The organism is Cupriavidus sp. FW306-1B-F12B, from assembly GCF_058781795.1.
The window spans coordinates 69095-89233 of sequence record NZ_JBYSXC010000010.1; the positions used below are offsets into that span (position 1 = coordinate 69095).

At 69.3% G+C, this 20139-nt stretch carries 18 protein-coding genes; 10 read left to right on the forward strand and 8 right to left on the reverse strand.

What is annotated here, in order from left to right:
- Positions 1 to 33 precede the first annotated feature (33 nt).
- Both fdx and iscX read left to right on the forward strand, forming a co-directional pair.
- Complete coding sequence (gene fdx / locus AC3WLE_RS17890; protein WP_010809020.1) at positions 34 to 372, forward strand: ISC system 2Fe-2S type ferredoxin; 339 nt, start codon at positions 34 to 36, stop codon at positions 370 to 372.
- Between the two features lie 32 nt (positions 373 to 404).
- Positions 405 to 599, forward strand: a complete 195-nt coding sequence (gene iscX, locus AC3WLE_RS17895; RefSeq protein ID WP_010809019.1) for a Fe-S cluster assembly protein IscX — start codon at positions 405 to 407, stop codon at positions 597 to 599.
- Between the two features lie 76 nt (positions 600 to 675).
- On the opposite strand, the gene AC3WLE_RS17900 is transcribed toward iscX, so the two are convergent.
- The 4 genes from AC3WLE_RS17900 to prfB form a co-directional block, all read right to left on the reverse strand.
- Positions 676 to 1422, reverse strand: coding sequence for a glycine zipper 2TM domain-containing protein (locus AC3WLE_RS17900; RefSeq protein WP_492320852.1), 747 nt, complete (start codon positions 1420 to 1422; stop codon positions 676 to 678).
- Positions 1423 to 1672: 250 nt separating this feature from the next.
- On the reverse strand, positions 1673 to 3217 hold the full coding sequence (gene lysS / locus AC3WLE_RS17905) for a lysine--tRNA ligase (protein ID WP_492320851.1): 1545 nt from the start codon (positions 3215 to 3217) through the stop codon (positions 1673 to 1675).
- Between the two features lie 63 nt (positions 3218 to 3280).
- Positions 3281 to 4039: an SDR family oxidoreductase gene (locus AC3WLE_RS17910; RefSeq protein ID WP_492352806.1), complete on the reverse strand. Its 759-nt coding sequence runs from the start codon at positions 4037 to 4039 to the stop codon at positions 3281 to 3283.
- 128 nt (positions 4040 to 4167) lie between these two features.
- Positions 4168 to 5272 (reverse strand): peptide chain release factor 2 gene (prfB, locus tag AC3WLE_RS17915; RefSeq protein WP_492356910.1). Its coding sequence is split into 2 segments (ribosomal slippage): positions 4168 to 5190 and positions 5192 to 5272, totalling 1104 coding nucleotides; the frame shifts between segments, so codons are not numbered across the junction.
- Positions 5273 to 5463: 191 nt separating this feature from the next.
- On the opposite strand from prfB, the gene AC3WLE_RS17920 reads away from it, so the two are divergent.
- Positions 5464 to 6174: a peptidoglycan DD-metalloendopeptidase family protein gene (locus tag AC3WLE_RS17920; RefSeq protein ID WP_492356911.1), complete on the forward strand. Its 711-nt coding sequence runs from the start codon at positions 5464 to 5466 to the stop codon at positions 6172 to 6174.
- Between the two features lie 28 nt (positions 6175 to 6202).
- Here AC3WLE_RS17920 and recJ read toward each other — a convergent pair whose 3' ends face one another.
- Complete coding sequence (gene recJ, locus AC3WLE_RS17925; protein ID WP_492320848.1) at positions 6203 to 7900, reverse strand: single-stranded-DNA-specific exonuclease RecJ; 1698 nt, start codon at positions 7898 to 7900, stop codon at positions 6203 to 6205.
- A gap of 61 nt (positions 7901 to 7961) precedes the next feature.
- A complete protein-coding gene (locus AC3WLE_RS17930) occupies positions 7962 to 9071 on the reverse strand; it encodes a hypothetical protein (protein WP_492320847.1) in 1110 nt (369 codons plus the stop codon).
- A 136-nt stretch (positions 9072 to 9207) separates the two neighbouring features.
- On the opposite strand from AC3WLE_RS17930, the gene AC3WLE_RS17935 reads away from it, so the two are divergent.
- The 4 genes from AC3WLE_RS17935 to AC3WLE_RS17950 all read left to right on the forward strand — a co-directional run bounded on the left by AC3WLE_RS17935 (position 9208) and on the right by AC3WLE_RS17950 (position 14549).
- A complete protein-coding gene (locus tag AC3WLE_RS17935) occupies positions 9208 to 10458 on the forward strand; it encodes a lipoprotein-releasing ABC transporter permease subunit (RefSeq protein ID WP_492356912.1) in 1251 nt (416 codons plus the stop codon).
- Positions 10451 to 11191 (forward strand): lipoprotein-releasing ABC transporter ATP-binding protein LolD, encoded by a 741-nt coding sequence (lolD, locus tag AC3WLE_RS17940; RefSeq protein WP_010809010.1) that lies wholly within the window; start codon positions 10451 to 10453, stop codon positions 11189 to 11191. The genes AC3WLE_RS17935 and lolD overlap by 8 nt, the downstream gene beginning before the upstream one ends.
- Positions 11192 to 11204: 13 nt before the next feature.
- On the forward strand, positions 11205 to 12065 hold the full coding sequence (locus tag AC3WLE_RS17945) for a TatD family hydrolase (protein ID WP_492356913.1): 861 nt from the start codon (positions 11205 to 11207) through the stop codon (positions 12063 to 12065).
- 72 nt (positions 12066 to 12137) lie between these two features.
- Complete coding sequence (locus AC3WLE_RS17950; RefSeq protein WP_492356914.1) at positions 12138 to 14549, forward strand: DNA internalization-related competence protein ComEC/Rec2; 2412 nt, start codon at positions 12138 to 12140, stop codon at positions 14547 to 14549.
- A 12-nt stretch (positions 14550 to 14561) separates the two neighbouring features.
- Here the strand turns inward: AC3WLE_RS17950 and AC3WLE_RS17955 are convergent, their stop codons facing one another.
- Positions 14562 to 15509, reverse strand: coding sequence for a MurR/RpiR family transcriptional regulator (locus AC3WLE_RS17955; RefSeq protein WP_492320842.1), 948 nt, complete (start codon positions 15507 to 15509; stop codon positions 14562 to 14564).
- Positions 15510 to 15553: 44 nt separating this feature from the next.
- The gene (locus AC3WLE_RS17960) at positions 15554 to 15766 is read right to left on the reverse strand and encodes a hypothetical protein (protein WP_492356915.1); all 213 of its coding nucleotides are present in this window, start codon (positions 15764 to 15766) and stop codon (positions 15554 to 15556) included.
- Here AC3WLE_RS17960 and edd point away from each other — a divergent pair.
- The 3 genes from edd to AC3WLE_RS17975 all read left to right on the forward strand — a co-directional run bounded on the left by edd (position 15765) and on the right by AC3WLE_RS17975 (position 20126).
- Positions 15765 to 17660, forward strand: a complete 1896-nt coding sequence (edd, locus tag AC3WLE_RS17965; RefSeq protein ID WP_492320840.1) for a phosphogluconate dehydratase — start codon at positions 15765 to 15767, stop codon at positions 17658 to 17660. The genes AC3WLE_RS17960 and edd overlap by 2 nt on opposite strands.
- A gap of 149 nt (positions 17661 to 17809) precedes the next feature.
- Positions 17810 to 18316: a gluconokinase gene (locus AC3WLE_RS17970; RefSeq protein WP_492320900.1), complete on the forward strand. Its 507-nt coding sequence runs from the start codon at positions 17810 to 17812 to the stop codon at positions 18314 to 18316.
- A gap of 334 nt (positions 18317 to 18650) precedes the next feature.
- On the forward strand, positions 18651 to 20126 hold the full coding sequence (locus AC3WLE_RS17975; RefSeq protein WP_492320839.1) for a circularly permuted type 2 ATP-grasp protein: 1476 nt from the start codon (positions 18651 to 18653) through the stop codon (positions 20124 to 20126).
- The last annotated feature ends 13 nt before the right edge of the window (positions 20127 to 20139 follow it).

Genomic DNA, 20139 nt, shown 5'->3' on the forward strand with positions numbered 1-20139 from the left:
GCCCGCACCGACATACAGACATCAGGACACCACATGCCACAGATCGTTGTTTTGCCCCACGTTGAATATTGCCCGGAAGGGACGGTGATCGAAGCCGAGAAGGGCGTCAGCGTCTGCGACGCGCTGCTCTCGCACGGCATCGAGATCGAGCATGCGTGCGAGAAGTCGTGCGCCTGCACCACCTGCCACGTGATCGTGCGCGAGGGCTTCAATTCGCTCAACGAGGCCGAGGAGAAGGAAGAAGACCTGCTCGACAAGGCCTGGGGGCTGGAGCCGAATTCGCGGCTGTCGTGCCAGGCCATCGTCGATGATGAAGACCTGACCATCGAGATCCCGAAGTACACCATCAACCACGCCAAGGAAGGCCACTGAGCGGCCGGCAAATCTCAGCGGAGAACAATCCCATGAAGTGGACCGATACCTACGCCATTGCCGAAGCGCTGTATGACAAGTTCCCGGATGTCGATCCGGCGGGCGTGCGCTTCACTGACCTGCGCCGCTGGGTGCTGGAGCTCGACGGCTTTGCCGACGCGCCCGAGCGCTCGGGCGAGAAGATCCTGGAGGCGATCCAGCAGGCCTGGATCCAGGAAGCCGAATAAGCGACGCAGTATCGGGATGACGACAAAAGGCCGGCAAATTGCCGGCCTTTTGCTTTGCCGCTGCGCGGGAGCCGGATCAGCCCCGCATCAGCGCGCCGTTCTCCAGGTGCACGCGCTCGCCTGGCTGCACGGCGGGGTCTTTCTCGTAGGTGAAGGTGCGGTGGCTGCCGTCATCCATGCGCACGCGCACTTCATAGTGCGTGTCCTTGCTGACGGTCTTCTCGATCTGGTTGCCCGCCACGCCGCCACCCACGGCACCCACCACGGTGCCGACGATGCGGCCATTGCCCTTGCCGACCTGGTTGCCCAGCAGCCCACCCACCACCGCGCCGCCGAGCGCGCCCAGGCCGCTGGTGTTGGGCTTCTGGGTCTGGATCGGGGTCACCGAGACGATACGGCCGGCGTAGGGGCTGCCCTTGGCAGCGTGGCGCTCGGTGTCGGCACGCTGGCTGGCGCGCGGCTCGCTGTCGCGCTGCGCGGCCTGGCGTGCCGGGGCGGTGCGTGGCGCGGCTTGCGAGGAACCGGCGGCATCCTGGCCGGCCGGGCGCTGCTGGCCGTCGTTGTAGACCGGCGGCCGGGTGGTGCTGCCCGGGGCGGGCGCTGCCGTGACCGGCAGCGGCCCTTGCGGGTCTGCCTGCGCACCGGCCTGCGCCGGCAGGTCAGGGCTGGCCTTGCCGATCGGCAGCACGCCAGTGACGGCGGCGACCGCGGTCAGGCTGGCGATCACCACGGCGACGGCTGCCGCACCGACGAGCGGATGCAGCCGGCGTTGCGGCGGCAGCGGGGCAGGGGTGTTGTCGTTCGGGGTGGCTTGGCTTTGCATTGCTATGGCTCCGGTGCGGCGAAGGCCGCGTTGGGATGGAACCAGTGTGGCCGAAGCGGGTGGGGTTTTCCGTTTGTTTTTGTAAATATATGTAGGCGGAAAATATCTTTTATATCAATGCCTTATGGTTGGTTGGGGCGCATATCACGGGGCTAGGCTGTAACATTCGGCGGCTTGGCATGACATTGGCGGCGCCCCAAGGAAAAAGCCCCACCGATTCGGTGGGGCTTCATCTTGCCAAAGCGCTTGCTCAATCTTCCCGGCGCAGGTGCGGGAACAGGATGACGTCGCGGATATTCGGGCTATCCGTCAGCAGCATCACCAGGCGGTCGATGCCGATGCCGCAGCCGCCCGTCGGGGGCATGCCGTATTCCAGCGCGCGGATGTAGTCGGCGTCGAAGTACATGGCTTCTTCATCGCCGGCGTCCTTCTGTTCGACCTGCTTGCGGAAGCGGTCGGCCTGGTCCTCGGCATCGTTCAGCTCCGAGAAGCCGTTGGCGATCTCGCGGCCGGTGATGAACAGTTCGAAGCGCTCGGTGATGCCAGGCACCGTGTCCGAGGCGCGTGCCAGCGGCGAGACCTCGACCGGGTAGTCGACGATAAAGGTCGGCTCCCACAGCTGGCTTTCCGCGGTTTCCTCGAACAGCACCAGTTGCAGCGTGCCCAGGCCGGCGTTGAGGAACTGCGGCGCGTTGGTGTTGACGCCGAACTTCTTCAGCTCGGTGCGCAGGAACCCGGCATCGGCCAGTTGCGCATCGGTGTACTGCGGTGCGAACTTCTGGATCGCCTGGCAGATCGTCAGCCGATGGAACGGCTTGGACAGGTCCAGCTCGCGGTCCTGGTAGGTCAGCACGGCACTGCCGCGCGCATCGATCGCGGCCTTGCGGATCAGGTCCTCGGTGAAGTCCATCAGCCAGCGGTAGTCCGTGTAGGCCGCATAGAACTCCATCATGGTGAACTCGGGGTTGTGGCGCGGACTCACCCCTTCGTTGCGGAAGTTGCGGTTGATCTCGAACACGCGCTCGAAGCCGCCGACGATCAGGCGCTTCAGGTACAGCTCGGGCGCGATGCGCATGAACATCTGCATGTCCAGCGCATTGTGGTGCGTGATAAACGGCTTGGCCGCGGCGCCGCCCGGGATCGGGTGCAGCATCGGCGTTTCCACTTCCATGAAGCCGGCATCGGCCATATGGCGGCGCAGCGACGAGATCGCATTGGTGCGGGCGCGGAAGGTGTTGCGTGTTTCCGGCGACACGATCAGGTCGACATAGCGCTGGCGGTACTTCATTTCCTGGTCGGCCAGGCCGTGGAACTTGTCCGGCAGCGGGCGCAGCGACTTGGACAGCAGGCGCAGTTCGCGCACCTGCACCGACAGCTCGCCCTTGTTGGTGCGGAACAGCTCGCCGCGGGCGCTGATGATGTCGCCCAGGTCCCAGTGCTTGAAGGCCGCGTAGACCTCTTCGCCGACCTTGTCGCGGGTGATGTAGAACTGGATCTGGCCGCTGCCGTCCTGCACCGTGGCAAAGCTGGCCTTGCCCATCACGCGCTTGAGCATCATGCGCCCGGCGATGGCGACCTCGACCGGCGCGGCCTCGAGCGTGGCCTGCTCGGTCTCGGCGTACTGCGCCTGCAGCGCGGCGGCCTGGTGGGTGGGGCGGAAATCGTTGGGGAAGGGCACGCCCTGCTGGCGCAGCGTGGCCAGTTTCTCGCGCCGCTCCGCGATGATCTTGTTCTCGTCGACGGCGGGTGTGTCTGCGGCGGCTGGCTTGGCCTGGGCGCGGTTCGGTTCAGTCATGATGTCTTGTCGGATCGCGCGCGGCGTGCCGCGCGCGGATTCAGATGGCTTGATGGGTGCGGCTTAGTAGTTGCGGAGATCGTCCAGCTCGATGCTGCCGAAATCCGGGCGGTGCAGGTAGGCGACGATGCGGCCGGCGGTTTCCTCGGCCGACGCCAGCTGTTCATTGGCTTTCAGCTCGCGGAAGCGCTGCACCTGGGCGAAGTCGGCATTGCGGATGGTGGCCTGCATGCCGGTGTCGATCACGCCCGGGGCCAGCGCCACTGCGCGCACGGTGCGCGGGGCTTCGGCCTGGGCGTACTCGGCGTTGACCGAGCGCATGAACATGTCCAGCCCGGCCTTGCCGGCGCAGTAGGCGCTCCAGCCTTCGACCGGGCGGCGCGCCGCGCCGGAGGAGATCGCCAGCACCTTGCGCGGGCAGTCGAACTTCTCGGTGCGCTCCAGGAACGCCGCGGTCATCGTCATCGGCGCCGCCAGGTTGGTCAGCAGGTGCGGCACCAGGGTTTTCTCCTGCAGGCGCGTGACCGGGCCGATCGGTTCGACCACGCCCGCGTTCAGGATCAGCGTGGCGCTGGTCGGCGGGAGGTCGAGCGTATCGAGCACGCTGGCGAGCCAGGTTGCGGCGGGGCCGGCCTGCGACAGGTCCTGCAGGTGCCAGGCCACCGGCACGCCGCTCATGGTGGCGATGCGCTCGAGCTCGCTGTTGCGGCTGCGCGCCACGCAGATCAGTCGGTTGCCCGGCACGAGCAGGGCATTGGTCAGTGCCGCGCCCAGCCCGCGCGAGGCGCCGGTGATGATGTAGAGGTGATTGGCTTCGCTCATGGTGCCCCGGTCGGAAAGGCCGCAGCTGCGGCGGTACAGCGATGATCCAGCGATTGCGGTGATGTTGCTGTGCCGCCGCGGGTGCCGCCCCGCGCCGGAGGGCGCGGGGCGGGCGGCCCGATTCGGCCTTACAGTCCCTGCTTGAGGCTGGCCTCGATGAACGGGTCCAGGTCGCCGTCCAGCACCTTCTGGGTGTTGGACATTTCCACGTTGGTGCGCAGGTCCTTGATGCGGCTCTGGTCCAGCACGTAGGAGCGGATCTGGTGGCCCCAGCCCACGTCGGTCTTGCCGGCTTCGAGCTTGTCGGCCTCGGCCTGGCGCTTGCGCATCTCGTGCTCGTACAGGCGCGATTTCAGCATCGACATGGCTTCGGCACGGTTGCGGTGCTGCGAGCGGTCGTTCTGGCACTGCACCACGATACCGGTCGGGATGTGCGTGATCCGCACCGCCGAATCGGTCTTGTTGATGTGCTGGCCGCCCGCCCCCGAGGCGCGGTAGGTGTCCACGCGCAGGTCCGCCGGGTTGACCTCGACCTCGAACGAATCGTCGACCTCGGGGTAGACAAACACCGACGAGAACGAGGTATGGCGCCCGCCCGACGAATCGAACGGCGACTTGCGCACCAGGCGGTGCACGCCCGTTTCAGTACGCAGGTAGCCGAAGGCGTATTCGCCCTCGATCTTGATGGTCGCGCTCTTGATGCCGGCCACGTCGCCTTCGGACTCTTCCAGCACCTCGGACTTGAAGCCCTTGCGCTCGCAGTACTTCAGGTACTGGCGCAGCAGCATCGAGGCCCAGTCGCACGCTTCGGTGCCGCCGGCGCCGGCCTGGATGTCGATAAAGGCGTTGGCCTGGTCCATCTCGCCCGAGAACATGCGGCGGAATTCCATGCCCGCGACGATCTCCTCGAAGCCCTTGACGTCGGCCTCGATCGCTTCGAGGGTGTCGTCGTCGCCTTCTTCCCTGGCGAGCTCAAACAGCTCTTCGGCGCCGCTGAGGTCGTCGGTGAGCTTGCTGAGCACGCTTACCACGCCCTCGATTGCCTTCTTTTCCTTGCCGAGGTCCTGGGCCCGCTTGGGGTTGTTCCAGACGTCGGGGTCTTCCAGCAAACCGTTGACTTCGTCCAGCCTTCCTACTTTGACATCGTAGTCAAAGATACCCCCGTAGATCTTCCGTTCGCGAACGGAGATCGGAGATGGCACCGGAGATGGCGTTGAGGCGTTCTGCTTCCATGATGTTCCTGCGCTTCGAAAACCTCGAATTATAGCGGATCGGCGCGGCAACCCGGGGCTTCCGGACCGCCTCGGGCGGGCCGCGGACCGAACGGATTGGCCGCGGCGCGGTCTATCCGCCGGTGCCGGGCGATGCACGCGGCGATAATACGGGTCGCAAGCCGCCCCCGGCACGACAAAGAACAGGGACGAATGACGCAAACCAGACATGACATCGAACCAGGCCGGCGCCGCGCGCTGGGCCTGCTGCTGGCCGCCGCGGCCGCGGTCGCGGCCGGCTGCGGCACCACGGGCGGTCCCGTGCCGGACGGCTACTACCGCGTCGAGCGCGGCGACACGCTGTATTCGATCGCGCGCAAGCACCGCCGCAGCGTACGCGACCTGACCCGCTGGAACAGCGACATCACCAGCCCCGGCCAGATCGAGGTGGGCCAGCTGATCCGCGTGCGGCCGCCGGGTGGTGCCTCAGGCAGTGCTTCGGCCGGCCAGGCCGTGACCGATACCCCGTGTGTCGACAGCGGCTCGGCCTCCCGGCCGCCCGCCAGCAGCATCCGCCTGCAATGGCCGGCCGACGGGCGCGTCACCGCCGGCTTCTCGCCGCCGGCCAGCAAGGGCCTGAGCATCGCGGTGCCGGCCAACGGCGCGGTGCGCGCGGCCGCCGCCGGGCGCGCCATCCACGTCGGCAACCTGCGCGGCTACGGCATGCTGGTGATCGTCAAGCACAGCGACGACTGGCTGACCGTCTACGGCAACCTGGACCAGCCGCTGGTCACGGAAGGCGCCCAGGTCTCGGCAGGGCAGGACGTGGGCCGCATGGGTGCGAGCCCGAGCGAGCTGCACTTCGAGGTGCGCGGCAACGGCAAGCCAGTGGATCCCGCTGCCTACCTGCCGTCGCGGGGCTGAACGGGGGGCGGAAGCCCCCGGGAGCACGCTACTGCGCGTGTTCGATCACCAGCTGCACGCGGGTGACGCCGTTGAAGGTGTTGTTGTCGAGCCGGTAGGCCACCTGTGCGCTGGCGCCGAGCGAGTCGGCATGGTTGAACCAGATCGCGTCGAAGCGCTGGCTGCCGCGCCCGAGCTGCAGCTTCAGGTGCTTGCCCTTGAGCACGCTCTGGCGCAGCACGTCGAACTCGCCGCAGAAGGTCGGCGCCGGGAAGCCCTGGCCCCATACCTGCTGCTCCAGCAGGGTGACGAATTCGGGGCTGAAGCACTGGTCCTCGATATCGCCATCGGTCTCGATCACGCGCGCCAGCTGGTCGTCGGTCAGCCATTCGCGGCCGACCGCCTCGAAGGCCTCCTGGAACTCGGCAAAACGCTCGGCGCGCACGGTCAGCCCGGCCGCCATGGCGTGGCCGCCGAACTTGAGCAGCATGCCGGGATGGCGCTTGGACACCAGGTCAAGCGCATCGCGCAGGTGGAAGCCGGGGATCGAGCGGCCCGAGCCCTTGACGGTGGTCTCGTCGCCGGGGGCGAAGGTGATGGTGGGGCGGTGGAACTTGTCTTTCAGACGCGACGCCACGATGCCGATCACGCCCTGGTGCCAGGTGTCGTTGAACACGCTGACGGTGAAGCGCGCCGACGGGTCCGGGCCGGCCAGCGGCTGCTCCAGGATCTGCAGCGCCTCCTGCTGCATGCCGGCCTCGATGTCGCGCCGCTCGCGGTTCATGCTGTCCAGCTCCTGCGCGATCTCCCAGGCGCGGTTGGCATCTTCGGTCAGCAGGCATTCAATGCCCAGCGACATGTCCGCCAGCCGGCCGGCCGCGTTCAGGCGCGGACCCAGCCCGAAACCCAGGTCGAAGGTATTGGCGCGCGCCGCCTCGCGCCCGGCGGCGCGGAACAGCGCCGCCACGCCCGGCTGCATCCGTCCGGCGCGCATGCGGCGCAGGCCCTGTGCCACCAGGATGCGGTTGTTGGTATCCAGCTTGACCACGTCGGCCACCGTGCCCAGCGCCACCAGGTCCAGCAGCGTCTGCAGCGGCGGCTGCGCGGCCTGGGTATAGACGCCACGCTGGCGCAGTTCGGCGCGCAGCGCGAGCAGCACGTAGAACATCACGCCCACGCCCGCCAGGTTCTTGCTGGGGAATTCGCAGCCCGGCTGGTTCGGGTTGACGATCACCGCGGCCTGCGGCAGCTCTGACCCCGGCAGGTGGTGGTCGGTCACCACCACGTCGATGCCCAGCGCATTGGCCGCGGCCACCCCGTCGACGCTGGCGATGCCGTTGTCGACCGTGACGATCACGTCCGGCTGCTGCCTGGCCGCCAGCGCCACGATCTCCGGGGTCAGGCCGTAGCCGTACTCGAAGCGGTTCGGCACGATGTATTCCACCCGCGCGCCCAGCATGCGCAGCCCGCGCACGCCCACCGCGCAGGCGGTGGCGCCGTCGCAGTCATAGTCGGCCACGATCAGCAGGCGCTTGCCGGCGCCGATGGCGTCGGCCAGGTAGGCCGCGGCGTGGCCGATGCCCTTCATGGCCGCGGGCGGCACCAGCTCGGGCAGGTCGGTGGCCAGTTCGGCGGCGCGGGCCACGCCGCGCGCGGCCAGGATGCGGGCCAGCGTAGGGTGCAGGCCGGCGGCGGCCAGCGAGCTGGCGTGTTCGGGAGAGTACTGGCGGATGGCGATCCGGGTCATGGGCGGGGCGGCAGGTGAGGTTTCGGTCGGGGCGGCGCGTGTCAGGCGGCTTCAGGCAGCTTTATGCGGCATAGGCGAGGTCGGACAGCAGCGCGCGCCAGTCGCCGCGCTGGCCCATGCCGCGCCAGAACTTGCGCAGGTCGGCGCGGCGCACGGTGAACTCGGCAAAGTGGTTCTCGCCGGCCAGCACCAGCGTGATGGCGCCGACCTGGCCGGCCACCAGTGCTTCCAGTGCCGGCGCGAACCAGTCGGCATCCAGCGCATGCATGCGGTCCAGCCAGAGGCCCCAGTCTTCGGCGATATGCGCTTCGGTGGCGCTGTCGAGCATGGCCAGCACCGTGCCCTCCACCCCGCTGGCGCCAGCCAGGCCGGCCGGCACCGGCAGCACGCGGCTGCCCGCGGCCAGGGCCAGCCCGCTCAGGAAGGGATCGTTGCTCAGCACCGTATCGGCCAGCCGCGGCACCGGCTGCAGCGCGCCGCCGCCGTACAGCCAGACCGAATTGACCGGCGCCTCGCCGGCAGCCTCGCGGGCCTGGTTGACGCGGTGGTCATACCAGGTCATCTGGATCTCGTTCTGCAGGCGGCGCCAGTCGCGGGCGCGTTCGCCGGCCTGCATCCAGATATCGATATTGCGGCCCGCGGCGCGCAGCGGCGTGGTCGCCTCCAGCGGGCCGAATACGGCCTCGGGCAGGTACCAGCGCTGCGGGCAGGGCGATTCCAGCGCGATGCCCGATTCCAGCAGCAGTTCGTCGATGGCGGCGCGCAGGGTCGCGGCCTCCTGCGGCCGGATGCCCAGCTGGGCGGGCGGCATCAGCACCAGGTGATCGCGCGCGGCGTGGATGTGCACCGGTTGCAGGCAGGTCCAGGACTGGCCATCGGGGGTGGCGGGGACGGCGCCGCCACTGTCGGCCAGCCGCATATAGGGCGCCAGCGGCACCCGGACCGGGTCCAGCCCCGCCTTGCCGGCCAGCCAGCGCTCCTGCGGCAGGCTGCGCAGGAAGGGGTCGTCATGCCGCTCGCGCGGGCCGGGCTCGGCCCGGGTCAGCAACTTTCCGAGCGCGGGCAGCTCCAACTGCCGCAGCAACGCGCCGGGAACGACATCGTCCCGGCCGTCGTCGCCGGCGCCCGGCGGGACGGAAAAGGGCACAATCAGGGTCAGGTGCGTCATCATGGTGGCGAGATTGTAAACTCCCGGCTGGCCGGCGCCAGTCTTGCGAGAGGCAGGCGGCGCACCCGACGGCCCGCATGCGTGCCGCCGGCGCCCCTCCACCGGGCACCGGCGCTTTCCCGAAACAACAGGAATCCTCTTGAACTTTCCCTACGAGTGGCAGATCGGCTGGCGATACACCCGCGCAAGCAAGCGCGCCAGCCGCAACACCTTCATTTCGTTCATCTCGATGATCTCGATGTTCGGGATCGCCCTTGGCGTCGCCGCGCTGATCGTGGTGCTGTCGGTGATGAACGGCTTCCAGAAGGAAGTGCGCGACCGCATGCTGTCGGTGCTGGCGCATATCGAAGTGATCGGCCCGTCGGCGCTGCCGGACTGGCAGAAGACCGCGGCCGAAGCCTTGCAGAACAAGGAAGTGACCGGCGCCGCGCCCTATGTCGCGGCCCAGGCCATGCTGACCCGCGACGACGCCGTGCGCGGCGTGCTGCTGCGCGGCGTGGAGCCGTCGCAGGAGCCCAAGGTCTCCGACATCGGCAGCCAGTTCCGGGCCGGCAGCATGACGGCGCTGGAGCCGGGCGGCTTCGGCATCGCGCTGGGCAACGAGCTGGCCAACGCCATGGGCGTGCAGGTCGGCGACAAGGTCACGCTGGTGGCGCCGCAGGGCACCATCACGCCGGCGGGCGTGCTGCCGCGGCTCAAGCAGTTCACCGTGGTGGGCGTGTTCTCGTCCGGGCATTTCGAGTTCGACAGCGCGCTGGCGCTGGTCAACATGCATGACGCCGAGACCCTGTTCCGCCTGAGCGGCCCCACCGGCGTGCGCCTGAAGCTGCAGGACATGCAGCGCGCGCCGCAGGTGGCCAACGAGCTGGCCGGCACCATGTCGGGCGAGCTCTACCTGCGCGACTGGTCCAAGCAGAACCGCAACTGGTTTGCCGCGGTGCAGACCGAGAAGCGCATGATGTTCATCATCCTGACGCTGATCATCGCAGTGGCCGCGTTCAACCTGGTGTCGACGCTGGTGATGACCGTCACCGACAAGCAGGCCGATATCGCCATCCTGCGCACCATGGGCGCGCAGCCGGGCTCGATCATGAAGATCTTTATCGTGCAGGGCGTGGCCATCGGCTTTATCGGCACCATCCTGGGCGTGGCCGGCGGCACGCTGATCGCCACCAATGTCGACGTGATCGTGCCTTTCATCGAGCGGCTGCTGCACGTGCAGTTCCTGCCGCGCGACATCTATTTCATCAGCGAACTGCCTTCGGATCCCCGCGTGAACGACATCGCCACCATCGGCATCATCTCCTTCGTGCTGGCCACGCTGGCCACGCTCTATCCCAGCTGGCGTGCCGCCCGCGTCAACCCGGCGGAGGCGCTGCGCTATGAGTGAAGCCGTGTTGCACGCCGATACCCCCACGCCCGCCGCGGACCAGCCGCGCACCGGCTCGCCGGTGCTGGTGGCCGAGGGCCTGACCAAGCGTTTCCGCCAGGGCGAACTCGACGTGGACGTGCTGCGCGGCGTCGATGTGCGCGTCGATGCCGGCGAGAAGGTTGCCATCGTCGGCGCCTCGGGCTCGGGCAAGAGCACGCTGCTGCATGTGCTGGGCGGGCTGGATGAGCCCGACTCCGGCCGCGTCGCGCTGCTCGGCAAGCCCTTCACGGCGCTGCGCGAGCGCGAGCGCAACGTGGTGCGCAACCGCCAGCTGGGCTTCGTCTACCAGTTCCACCACCTGCTGCCGGAATTCACCGCGCTGGACAACGTGGCCATGCCGATGCGCATCCGCGGCCTGACCCAGCATGACGCGCGCGGCGTGGCGCAGGCCATGCTGGAGCGCGTGGGCCTGGGCGGGCGCGCGAAGCACCGCCCGGGCGAGCTGTCCGGTGGCGAGCGCCAGCGCGTGGCCATCGCGCGCGCGCTGGTGGGGCAGCCGGCCTGTGTGCTGGCCGACGAACCCACCGGCAACCTCGACGACCACACCGCCGGCGGCGTCTATGACCTGATGCTGGAACTGTCGCGCACGCTCGGCACCAGCTTCATCATCGTCACCCACGACCTGGACCTGGCCGGACGCTGCGACCGCGTGCTGCGGCTGCGCGACGGACACCTGCACCAGGAACGCTGAGCCGGCCCGGCCCATGTGGATCGACACCCACTGCCACCTCGACGCCAGCGAGTTCGACGCTGACCGCCAGCAGGTGGCCGACGCGGCCGAGGCCGCCGGCGTGCGCGGCATCGTGGTGCCGGCGGTGGCAGCGTGGAACTTCGAGGCCGTGCGCGCGCTGGCGCGCCACGATGCGCGCTGCGTCTATGCGCTCGGCATCCATCCGCTGTGCTCGCCCGGCGCCGGCCAGGCCGACCTTGACACGCTGCGGCGCGAGGTGGTGGCGAGCATGGGCGACCCGCGCTTTGTCGGCATCGGCGAGATCGGGCTCGACTTCTTCGTCGCGGGGCTGGATGCGGAGCACCAGACCTGGCTCTACGCGGAGCAGCTGAAGATCGCGCGCGAATTTGACCTGCCGGTGCTGCTGCATGTTCGCAAGTCGCAGGACCAGGTTGGCGCGCAACTGCGCAAGCTGGGGGTGAAGCGCGGCATTGCCCACGCCTTCAACGGCAGCAATGAACAGGCGCGGCGCTTTGTCGAGCAGGGCCTGAAGCTCGGCTTCGGCGGCAACGTCACTTTCAGCCGTGCGCGGCAGATCCGCCGGCTGGCGACGGAGCTGCCGCTGGAGTCGCTGGTGCTGGAAACCGACGCACCCGATATGGCGCCGGCGTGGCTGTCTGACGATCAGTTCGGCGAACAGCACAAGGCGCGCAACACGCCGGCGGAGGTGGCGGGCGTGGCGCGTGTGATGGCTGAATTGCGCGGCATCGATGCGATGACGCTGGCGCAGGCGACGTGGCGCAATGCCGTCGATGCGATGCCGCGGCTGGCAGCGTTTGCGGACACCATGGCGCCCCCGGTTTCTACCGGACACACAACTTCCAACTCTTCTTGACGGGCTGACAAGCTCGGCGCGCCCCCGCGCGGGTACAACTCCGGCTATGCAAGATCAGCCGGGGGAGGTGCCGTGCGTTGGTTCGTGGTGGCATTCGTCGCGGGATGCTGGATGCTGCAGCAGCAGTCAACGCTGCCGCAGCAGGATGGCTTGCGCCTGGGCGCCGTGGTGCTGGCGTTGGTCGCGCTCGGCATGGTCTTGTGGGGCAGGCGGCTGCATGTGGCGGCGCATGGCCTGGCGCTTGCCGGGCTGGCGTTCGGCGCCGCCTTCTGCTGGGCGGCCTGGCGGGCCGAACTGCGCATGCGCGACTGGCTGCCGGCCACGCTGGAGGCGCGCGACCTCGACGTGCGCGGCGTGGTGTCGGGGCTGCCGGCGGATGGCGCCACCGGGACGCGTTTTGCTTTCACTGTTGAGCAGGGTGAAGCGGGCCAGCCTCTGCCGCGCCGCGTGATCCTCAACTGGCGTGGTGCGCCGCCCGACCTGCGTCCCGGGCAGCGCCTCACGCTGACCCTACGCCTGCGGCGTCCGCGCGGGCTCGCCAATCCTTGTTCTGACTACGCCTATTGGCTGCTGGCGCAGGGCTATGGCGCCACCGGCTATGTGCGCCACGCACAAGGGCCGCCGCAGGACGCGTCCGCGGAGCGGCTGGCATGGCGCATTGAGGCCGGGCGCGCCGCCGTGCGCGATCACCTGCGCGCGGCGCTGCCGGCCGATGCGCGCTTCGGCGCGGTGCTGATCGCGCTGGTCATCGGCGACCAGCGCGGCATCGATGCGGACGACTGGCAACTGTTCCGGCGCACCGGCGTCAGCCATCTGGTCGCGATCTCCGGGCTGCATATCACCATGATCGCCGGCATGGCGGCGTCGCTTGCCCGGCTGCTGTGGCGCCATTCGTTCGGACTCGGCCGCTGGCTGCGCCGGCCGTTACCGCTGCGGCTGCCGGCCCGGCAGGCCGCGCTGGTGGCGGCCGTGGCCAGTGCGCTGGCTTACGGCCTGCTGGCCGGCATGCAGATCCCGGCGCTGCGCACCGTGGCCATGCTCTGCGTGGCGGCCATTGCGGTGTGGGGTGCGCGTGCGCCGCCCGCCTCGGTGGTGCTGGCCTGGGCGGCGCTGGTGGCATTGCTGCTGGATCCGTGGGCGGTGATGTTGCCCGGCTTCTGGCTGTCCTTCGGCGCGGTGGCGGTGATCTTCTTCGCGGCCCGCGTCGGCCGCGATGCTTCGGCGCAAGGGCACTGGCAACGCCTGCGGTCCGCGCTCGCCGCCGCGGTGCGCACGCAGTGGGCCGTGACCATCGGGCTGGTGCCGCTGACGTTGCTGCTGTTCGGCCAGGTATCGGTGGTGTCGCCGTTGGCCAATGCGGTGGCGATCCCGCTCGTCAGCTTGCTGGTGACGCCGCTGGCACTGCTCGGCGCGGCCTTGCCGATGGCGCTGGCCGGGCCGGTGCTGGCGGTGGCCCACCAGGCCATGGTGGCGCTGGCCGCGGTGCTGGGCTGGCTTTCCGCGCTGCCATGGGCGATGTGGGAAGCGGCCAGCGCGGGGCCCCTGGCGCTGGTGCTGGCCGCGCTCGGGGTCGGGTTGCTGGTCGCGCCGGTCGCTTCCGCGCGCGTGCGCCTGCATGGCGGGCTGCTGATGCTGCCGATGCTGCTGGCGCGCGGCCCACCGGTTGCGCACGGCGAGTTCCGCGCCGTGATGCTGGACGTGGGGCAGGGCACGGCGGTGCTGGTGCGGACGCGCGCGCATGCGCTGCTGTATGACGCCGGGCCGGCCTATGGGTCGGGATCCAGCGCCGGTGCGCAGGTGGTGGTGCCATTGCTGCGGGGCGAGGGGATCGGCCGGCTCGACCACCTGATGGTCAGCCATGAAGACACCGATCATGCCGGCGGCGTGGCGGACGTCGCGGCGGCGGTGGCGGTGGCCGCGCGCAGCACCGGCGCGCCTGCCGGTCACGTCCTGCTTGGGTCGGCGGCCAATGACTGGCCGCCATGCGCGGCGGGCCAGCAATGGGAGTGGGACGGCGTGCGCTTTACCGTGCTGCATCCGCTCGCGGAGCAGGCGCAGCAGGCCGCCATTGCCAGCAATGCGCGCAGCTGCGTGCTGCGCGTGGATGCGGCGGCGCACAGCCTGCTCCTGACCGGCGATATCGGCGTGGCGCAGGAGCTTGCGTTGATCGACAGGTTGCCGGCCGAGGCGCTGCGTGCCGACGTGCTGGTGGTGGCCCACCATGGCAGCGGCACCTCGTCCGGCGCAGCCTGGCTGGAGGCGGTGCGCCCGTCGGCGGCGGTGTTCCAGCTGGGTTATGCCAACCGCTATCGCCACCCGAGCGGCGAGGTGTGGGAGCGCTACGGCCGCGCGGGCGTCCTGCGCTACCGGACCGATGAAACCGGCGCGGTGACCATGGACACTGCGCCCGGGGGCTTTGCCTTGTCGATGTTCCGGCAGGCGCAGCCGCGCTACTGGCGGGCGCGACCGCCGGCGCCGCGTTAGAACACTATCGAGTCAGCTGGCCTTGCGGCGGCGCGTGCGGGTGGCGGGCGGCGCGGGCGGGGCTGGCTCGGCCACGACGGGCCTGGCACGGTTTCGTGCCGGCGGTACTGGCCGGGCCGGCTCGGCACCGGCGATGCGCCGTTCGCGCAGATGCGCCTTGGCGCGCTGCAGGCGCGGCGCGACGGTGTCGGCGCGCGCCAGCGCCACGCCTGCGGCCAGGACGTCGCCCAGCACCAGGTGGCTGATGCGCGAGGTCATCGGCGTGTAGACCTCGCTGTCTTCCTCGACGTCGGAGAACACGCAGACGTCGGCCAGCCGCGCCAGCGGCGAGCCGCTATGGGTGATCGCGAGCACGCTGGCGCCGCTGCTGCGCGCGAGCGTGGCAGCGGTCAGCATGTCCCAGGTGCGGCCGCTGTTGGAGACCAGCACGGCCACGTCGCCACGGGCGAGCAGCGCGGCCGACATGCTGAATACGTGCGGGTCGGAATACGCAACCGTCGGCATGCCCAGGCGGAAGAACTTGTGCTGGATGTCCAGCGCGACGATGCCGGAGTTGCCGCAGCCGTAGAACTCGATACGGCGCGCGCCGGCGAGCAGCTGGATGCCATGCTCGATCTGGTCGGCCGACAGCGCGTTGCGCACGCTCATCAGCGTGGCAATGGTGCGGTCGAAGACCTTGCCGGCGATGTCCGCGGGGCGGTCGTCGGCCGCGACATCCTGGTGCACGAAGGGTGTGCCGCCGCCGACGTTCTGCGCGAACTGCAGCTTGAATTCGCGGAAGCCGTCGTAGCCCAGCGCCGCGCAGAAGCGCGCGATGGTGGGCTGCGACACGCCGGCGCGCTCGGCCAGCTCGGGCATCGACAGCCGGATCACGGCGGCGCCATGCCGGGCGACATAGTCGGCCAGGCGGCGTTCAGAAGGGCGGAGCGTGTCGTAGACGGCTAGGATTCGGTCGCGCATGGCGGCAGGGAGGCAGTGTCTGGGGTTGCGGATATGTAGAGATTCTACATCGGATGGCGCCGCATCTTGCCCGAAATGGTGCATCGTCCGCCCTCGGGGTTTGCCATGATTTCGGGAATTTCTGCGCAATTGTGATGCATTAGCGGGTCGACGGGGTGCTCGCGCTCGGTATAATGGCGGTGATCTGTAGAAAATCTACAATCGATGGCGCGGTATTGCCGCGCCGCCACCAAGCCCACAAGGAACGTCTCCGCCATGCCTTCTGCCGTCCATGCCGAGCTTCTTGCCGTCACCGAGCGTATCGTTGCGCGCAGCCGCGCCAGCCGCGCCGCCTACCTTGCCCGCTGCGAGCGCGCCCAGGCTGAACTGGGGCCGCTGCGCGGCATGTCCTGCGCCAACCTGGCGCACGGCTTTGCCGCACTGCCGGCCAACGACAAGCTGAAGCTGCGCGTCGACCATGCTCCCAACCTGGGCATCGTCACCGCGTACAACGACATGCTGTCGGCGCACCAGCCGTACGAGCGCTACCCCGCCGTGATCCGCGAGGCCGCGCGCGCGGTGGGCGCGGTGGCGCAGGTGGCGGGCGGCGTGCCGGCGATGTGCGACGGCATCACGCAGGGCAACCCGGGCATGGAGCTGTCGCTGTTCTCGCGCGATGCGATTGCGATGGGCACCGCGGTGGCGCTGTCGCACAACACCTTTGATGCGGCGCTGATGCTGGGCGTGTGCGACAAGATCGTGCCCGGCCTGCTGATGGGCGCGCTGCAGTTCGGCCACCTGCCGATGGTGTTCGTGCCGGCGGGCCCGATGGCCAGCGGGCTGCCCAACAAGGAGAAGGCGCGCGTGCGCCAGCTCTACGCCACCGGCCAGGTCGGGCGCGACGCGCTGCTCGAAGCCGAATGCCAGGCCTACCACGGCGCCGGCACCTGCACCTTCTACGGCACCGCCAACAGCAACCAGTTCCTGATGGAAATCATGGGCCTGCACCTGCCGGGCGCGGCCTTCGTGCACCCGGACAGCGGCCTGCGCGATGCGCTGACCGCGGCGGCCGCGCAACGCGCGATCGCCCTGCGCGCGCGCGGCGACGAATACCTGCCGCTGGCGCGCATTGTTGACGAACGCGCCATTGCCAACGCCATGGTCGGCCTGCTGGCGACCGGCGGCTCCACCAACCACACCATCCACCTGGTGGCGATGGCGCGCGCCGCGGGCATCGTCATCGACTGGAACGATTTCGACCTGCTGTCGCGCATCACGCCGCTGCTGGCGCGCGTCTACCCGAATGGCTCGGCCGATGTGAACCACTTCCATGCCGCGGGCGGCGCCGGTTTCGTCATCCGCGAACTGCTGCAGGCCGGCCTGCTGCACGAGGACGTGCAGACCGTGGCCGGCCCCGGGCTGGCCCGCTATGCGCAGGAACCGGTGATGACCGACGGCGTGCTGCGCTGGCGCGACGGCGCGGCGCACAGCGGCGACGCACAGGTGCTGGCGACGGCCGCGGAGCCTTTCTCGGCCGAGGGCGGGCTGCGGCTGATGCAGGGCAACCTGGGCCGCGGCGTGATCAAGGTCTCGGCGGTGGCGCCGGAGCACCGCGTGGTCGAAGCCCCGGTGCGGGTGTTCGATGCGCAAGAGGCGCTGCAGGCGGCCTTCGATGCGGGCGAGCTGACCGGCGACCTGGTCGCGGTCGTGCGTTTCCAGGGGCCGAATGCCAACGGCATGCCCGAGCTGCACCGCCTGACCCCGGTGCTGGGCGCGCTGCAGGACGCCGGCCACAAGGTGGCGCTGGTGACCGACGGCCGCATGTCCGGCGCGTCGGGCAAGGTGCCGGCGGTGATCCACGTCGGCCCCGAGGCGCTGGCCGGCGGCGCGCTCGCGCGCGTGCGCGACGGCGACCGCATCCGTGTCGATGCCGTTGCCGGCACGCTGCAGTGGCTGGGCGACGAAGGCGAATTCGCGGCGCGCGAGCTGGCCGCGGCGCCGGACGACGATTTCGCGCAATTCAGCCTGGGGCGCGGCCTGTTCGGCCTGTTCCGGCGCCACGCGCGCATCGCGGAAGAGGGCGGCAGCGCACTTGACCTGTCCGAGGCGGATGCCGGGGCCGGCGCAGGCGGGCGCCAACGTACCGCAGCGGCGCAAACCGTCGCACAATAGCCAGGCCTGAGGCCGATTTTCCCCTGAAGTTCCCTGCGGGGCGGCAGCGCCCCCGGGCGTCTTTGCGCCGCCGCAAGGACGTCCAGCTGGACCGACAAGGACAGACAAGGATGGCGACACCATCCGATACCAAGACCGACGGAGCAGACATGATCTATATCCTGATGGGCGTTTCCGGCAGCGGCAAGACCACGGTCGGCCAGTTGCTGGCGCAGCGACTGGGCTGCGGCTTCCATGACGCCGATGCATTCCACAGCGACGCCAACAAGGCCAAGATGCACGCCGGCGTCCCGCTGACCGACGAAGACCGCTGGCCGTGGCTGGCGGCCATGCGCGCAGCCATCGACGCGGCCCGGGCCGAAGGCCGCACCCATGTGTTCACCTGCTCGGCACTGCGCCAGGCCTACCGCGACCGGCTGACCCCGCCCGACGGCGGCGTGACCTTCGTCTTCATGAAGGGCGATGCATCGCTGATCGGCACGCGCCTGTCCGCGCGCACGGAACACTTCTTCAACCCCGACCTGCTGCAAAGCCAGTTCGATACGCTGGAAGAGCCCAGCGACGCGCTGGTGCTCGACATCCGCCAGTCGCCCGAGGCGCTGGTCGCCACCATCCTGCAGGCCACGGTGCCGCAGGGCGCCGCCGCGGCGCGCTGACCTGCTGACCTCGCCGACCGTTCCGGCCGGCCCCGTGCCCGTGCAGCCCGCAAGCGGCCGCCAGCCTGGCTGGCGGCCGTTTTTGCGTGCGCTGGCAGACATCTTGCTAGTTCACTTTCCGTGCCGGCCGGCACCCGCCAGCTTGCGGGTTTCGCCGGTACGGGTATGCTGAAAGGGCCAGTGACTCGACAGTATCGCCGTGAGCGTCCCGAACGGGCAGGCGCGGCGGGCTGGGGACAGGAAAGCCAGGGCAAAACCAGGGCAGCCGGTAGCGACCCCGAAGTCGCAGTGAAGCGGTAGCACCGGAAGCCCGCGACATGGAGGAACGGCCATCATGGCGGGGCGGTATTTCGACGAGATGCTGGACTGGCGCACGGACAGGGCGCAATGGGTTATCCAGGCGGGGCAGGCATTGCCTGAAGGCGCGGTGCGCGCGCATTACCGGCATTTCGCTGACTGGCTGGCGCGGCAGTCTGAAGGCACGATGGGCAACAAGCGCGCCGAGGCCGACCTGATCTTCCGGCGCGTGGGCATTACCTTTGCCGTCTACGGCGACAAGGATGAAGCCAACAGCGGCACCGAACGCACCATTCCGTTCGACGTGATCCCGCGCATCTTCCCGGCCAGCGAATGGGCGCTGCTGGAAAAAGGGCTGCGCCAGCGCGTGGCCGCGCTCAACCGCTTTGTCCACGATATCTACCACGGCCAGGACATCATCCGCGCCGGCGTGATCCCGCCCGACCAGATCTACAACAACGCCCAGTACCGGCCCGAGATGCTAGGCGTCAACGTGCCGCACGACATCTATGCGCACGTGGCCGGCATCGATGTGGTGCGCGCCGGCGAGGGCGAGTTCTACGTGCTGGAAGACAACCTGCGCGTGCCCTCGGGTGTGTCGTACATGCTGGAAAACCGCAAGATGATGATGCGGTTGTTCCCGGACCTGTTCGCGCGCAACCGCGTGGCGCCGGTGGCCCACTATCCTGACCTGTTGCTCGACATGCTGCGCGGGGTGTCGCCGCAGGCCATTGCCGATCCCACCGTGGTGGTGCTGACGCCGGGCATGTACAACTCGGCCTACTTCGAGCATGCCTTCCTGGCGCAGCAGATGGGCGTGGAACTGGTCGAAGGCAGCGATCTCTTCGTCGAGGACGACCACCTGTTCATGCGCACCACGCAGGGCCCGCAGCGCGTCGACGTGATCTACCGCCGCGTCGACGACGACTTCCTCGACCCGCTGGTGTTCCGCCACGACTCCTCGCTGGGCGCGGCCGGCCTGCTGTCGGTCTACCGCGCCGGCAACGTGACCATCTGCAACGCCATCGGCACGGGCGTGGCCGACGACAAGTCGATCTATCCGTACGTGCCCGACATGATCCGCTTCTACCTGGGCGAAGAGGCCATCCTCAGCAACGTGCCGACCTATATGTGCCGGCGCCCGGACGACCTGCAGTACGTGCTGGACCATATGGAAGAACTGGTGGTCAAGGAGACCCACGGCGCCGGCGGCTACGGCATGCTGGTCGGCCCGGCCGCCACGCGGGCCGAGATCGATGCCTTCCGCGAAGTGGTGAAGGCGCGCCCGGAGCAGTACATCGCGCAGCCGACGCTGGCGCTGTCGACCTGCCCGACCTATGTGGAGTCGGGCATCGCGCCGCGCCATATCGACCTGCGCCCGTTCGTGCTGTCGGGCAAGGAGGTGCGCATGGTGCCAGGCGGGCTGACCCGCGTGGCGCTGCGCGAAGGCTCGCTGGTGGTGAATTCCTCGCAAGGGGGCGGCACCAAGGACACCTGGGTGCTGGAACGATGAACGCGAACCACGT

Bases quoted from the DNA above. Each gene is read 5' to 3' on its own strand.
- iscX (WP_010809019.1), top strand. From the start codon at position 405: ATGAAGTGGACCGATACCTACGCCATTGCCGAAGCGCTGTATGACAAG.
- AC3WLE_RS17960 (WP_492356915.1), bottom strand. From the start codon at position 15,766: ATGGCGGAGACGTTCCTTGTGGGCTTGGTGGCGGCGCGGCAATACCGC.
- lysS (WP_492320851.1), bottom strand. From the start codon at position 3,217: ATGACTGAACCGAACCGCGCCCAGGCCAAGCCAGCCGCCGCAGACACA.
- AC3WLE_RS17945 (WP_492356913.1), top strand. From the start codon at position 11,205: ATGTGGATCGACACCCACTGCCACCTCGACGCCAGCGAGTTCGACGCT.
- AC3WLE_RS17970 (WP_492320900.1), top strand. From the start codon at position 17,810: ATGATCTATATCCTGATGGGCGTTTCCGGCAGCGGCAAGACCACGGTC.
- AC3WLE_RS17910 (WP_492352806.1), bottom strand. From the start codon at position 4,039: ATGAGCGAAGCCAATCACCTCTACATCATCACCGGCGCCTCGCGCGGG.
- edd (WP_492320840.1), top strand. From the start codon at position 15,765: ATGCCTTCTGCCGTCCATGCCGAGCTTCTTGCCGTCACCGAGCGTATC.
- fdx (WP_010809020.1), top strand. From the start codon at position 34: ATGCCACAGATCGTTGTTTTGCCCCACGTTGAATATTGCCCGGAAGGG.
- AC3WLE_RS17920 (WP_492356911.1), top strand. From the start codon at position 5,464: ATGACGCAAACCAGACATGACATCGAACCAGGCCGGCGCCGCGCGCTG.
- recJ (WP_492320848.1), bottom strand. From the start codon at position 7,900: ATGACCCGGATCGCCATCCGCCAGTACTCTCCCGAACACGCCAGCTCG.
- lolD (WP_010809010.1), top strand. From the start codon at position 10,451: ATGAGTGAAGCCGTGTTGCACGCCGATACCCCCACGCCCGCCGCGGAC.
- AC3WLE_RS17975 (WP_492320839.1), top strand. From the start codon at position 18,651: ATGGCGGGGCGGTATTTCGACGAGATGCTGGACTGGCGCACGGACAGG.
- AC3WLE_RS17955 (WP_492320842.1), bottom strand. From the start codon at position 15,509: ATGCGCGACCGAATCCTAGCCGTCTACGACACGCTCCGCCCTTCTGAA.
- AC3WLE_RS17930 (WP_492320847.1), bottom strand. From the start codon at position 9,071: ATGATGACGCACCTGACCCTGATTGTGCCCTTTTCCGTCCCGCCGGGC.
- AC3WLE_RS17900 (WP_492320852.1), bottom strand. From the start codon at position 1,422: ATGCAAAGCCAAGCCACCCCGAACGACAACACCCCTGCCCCGCTGCCG.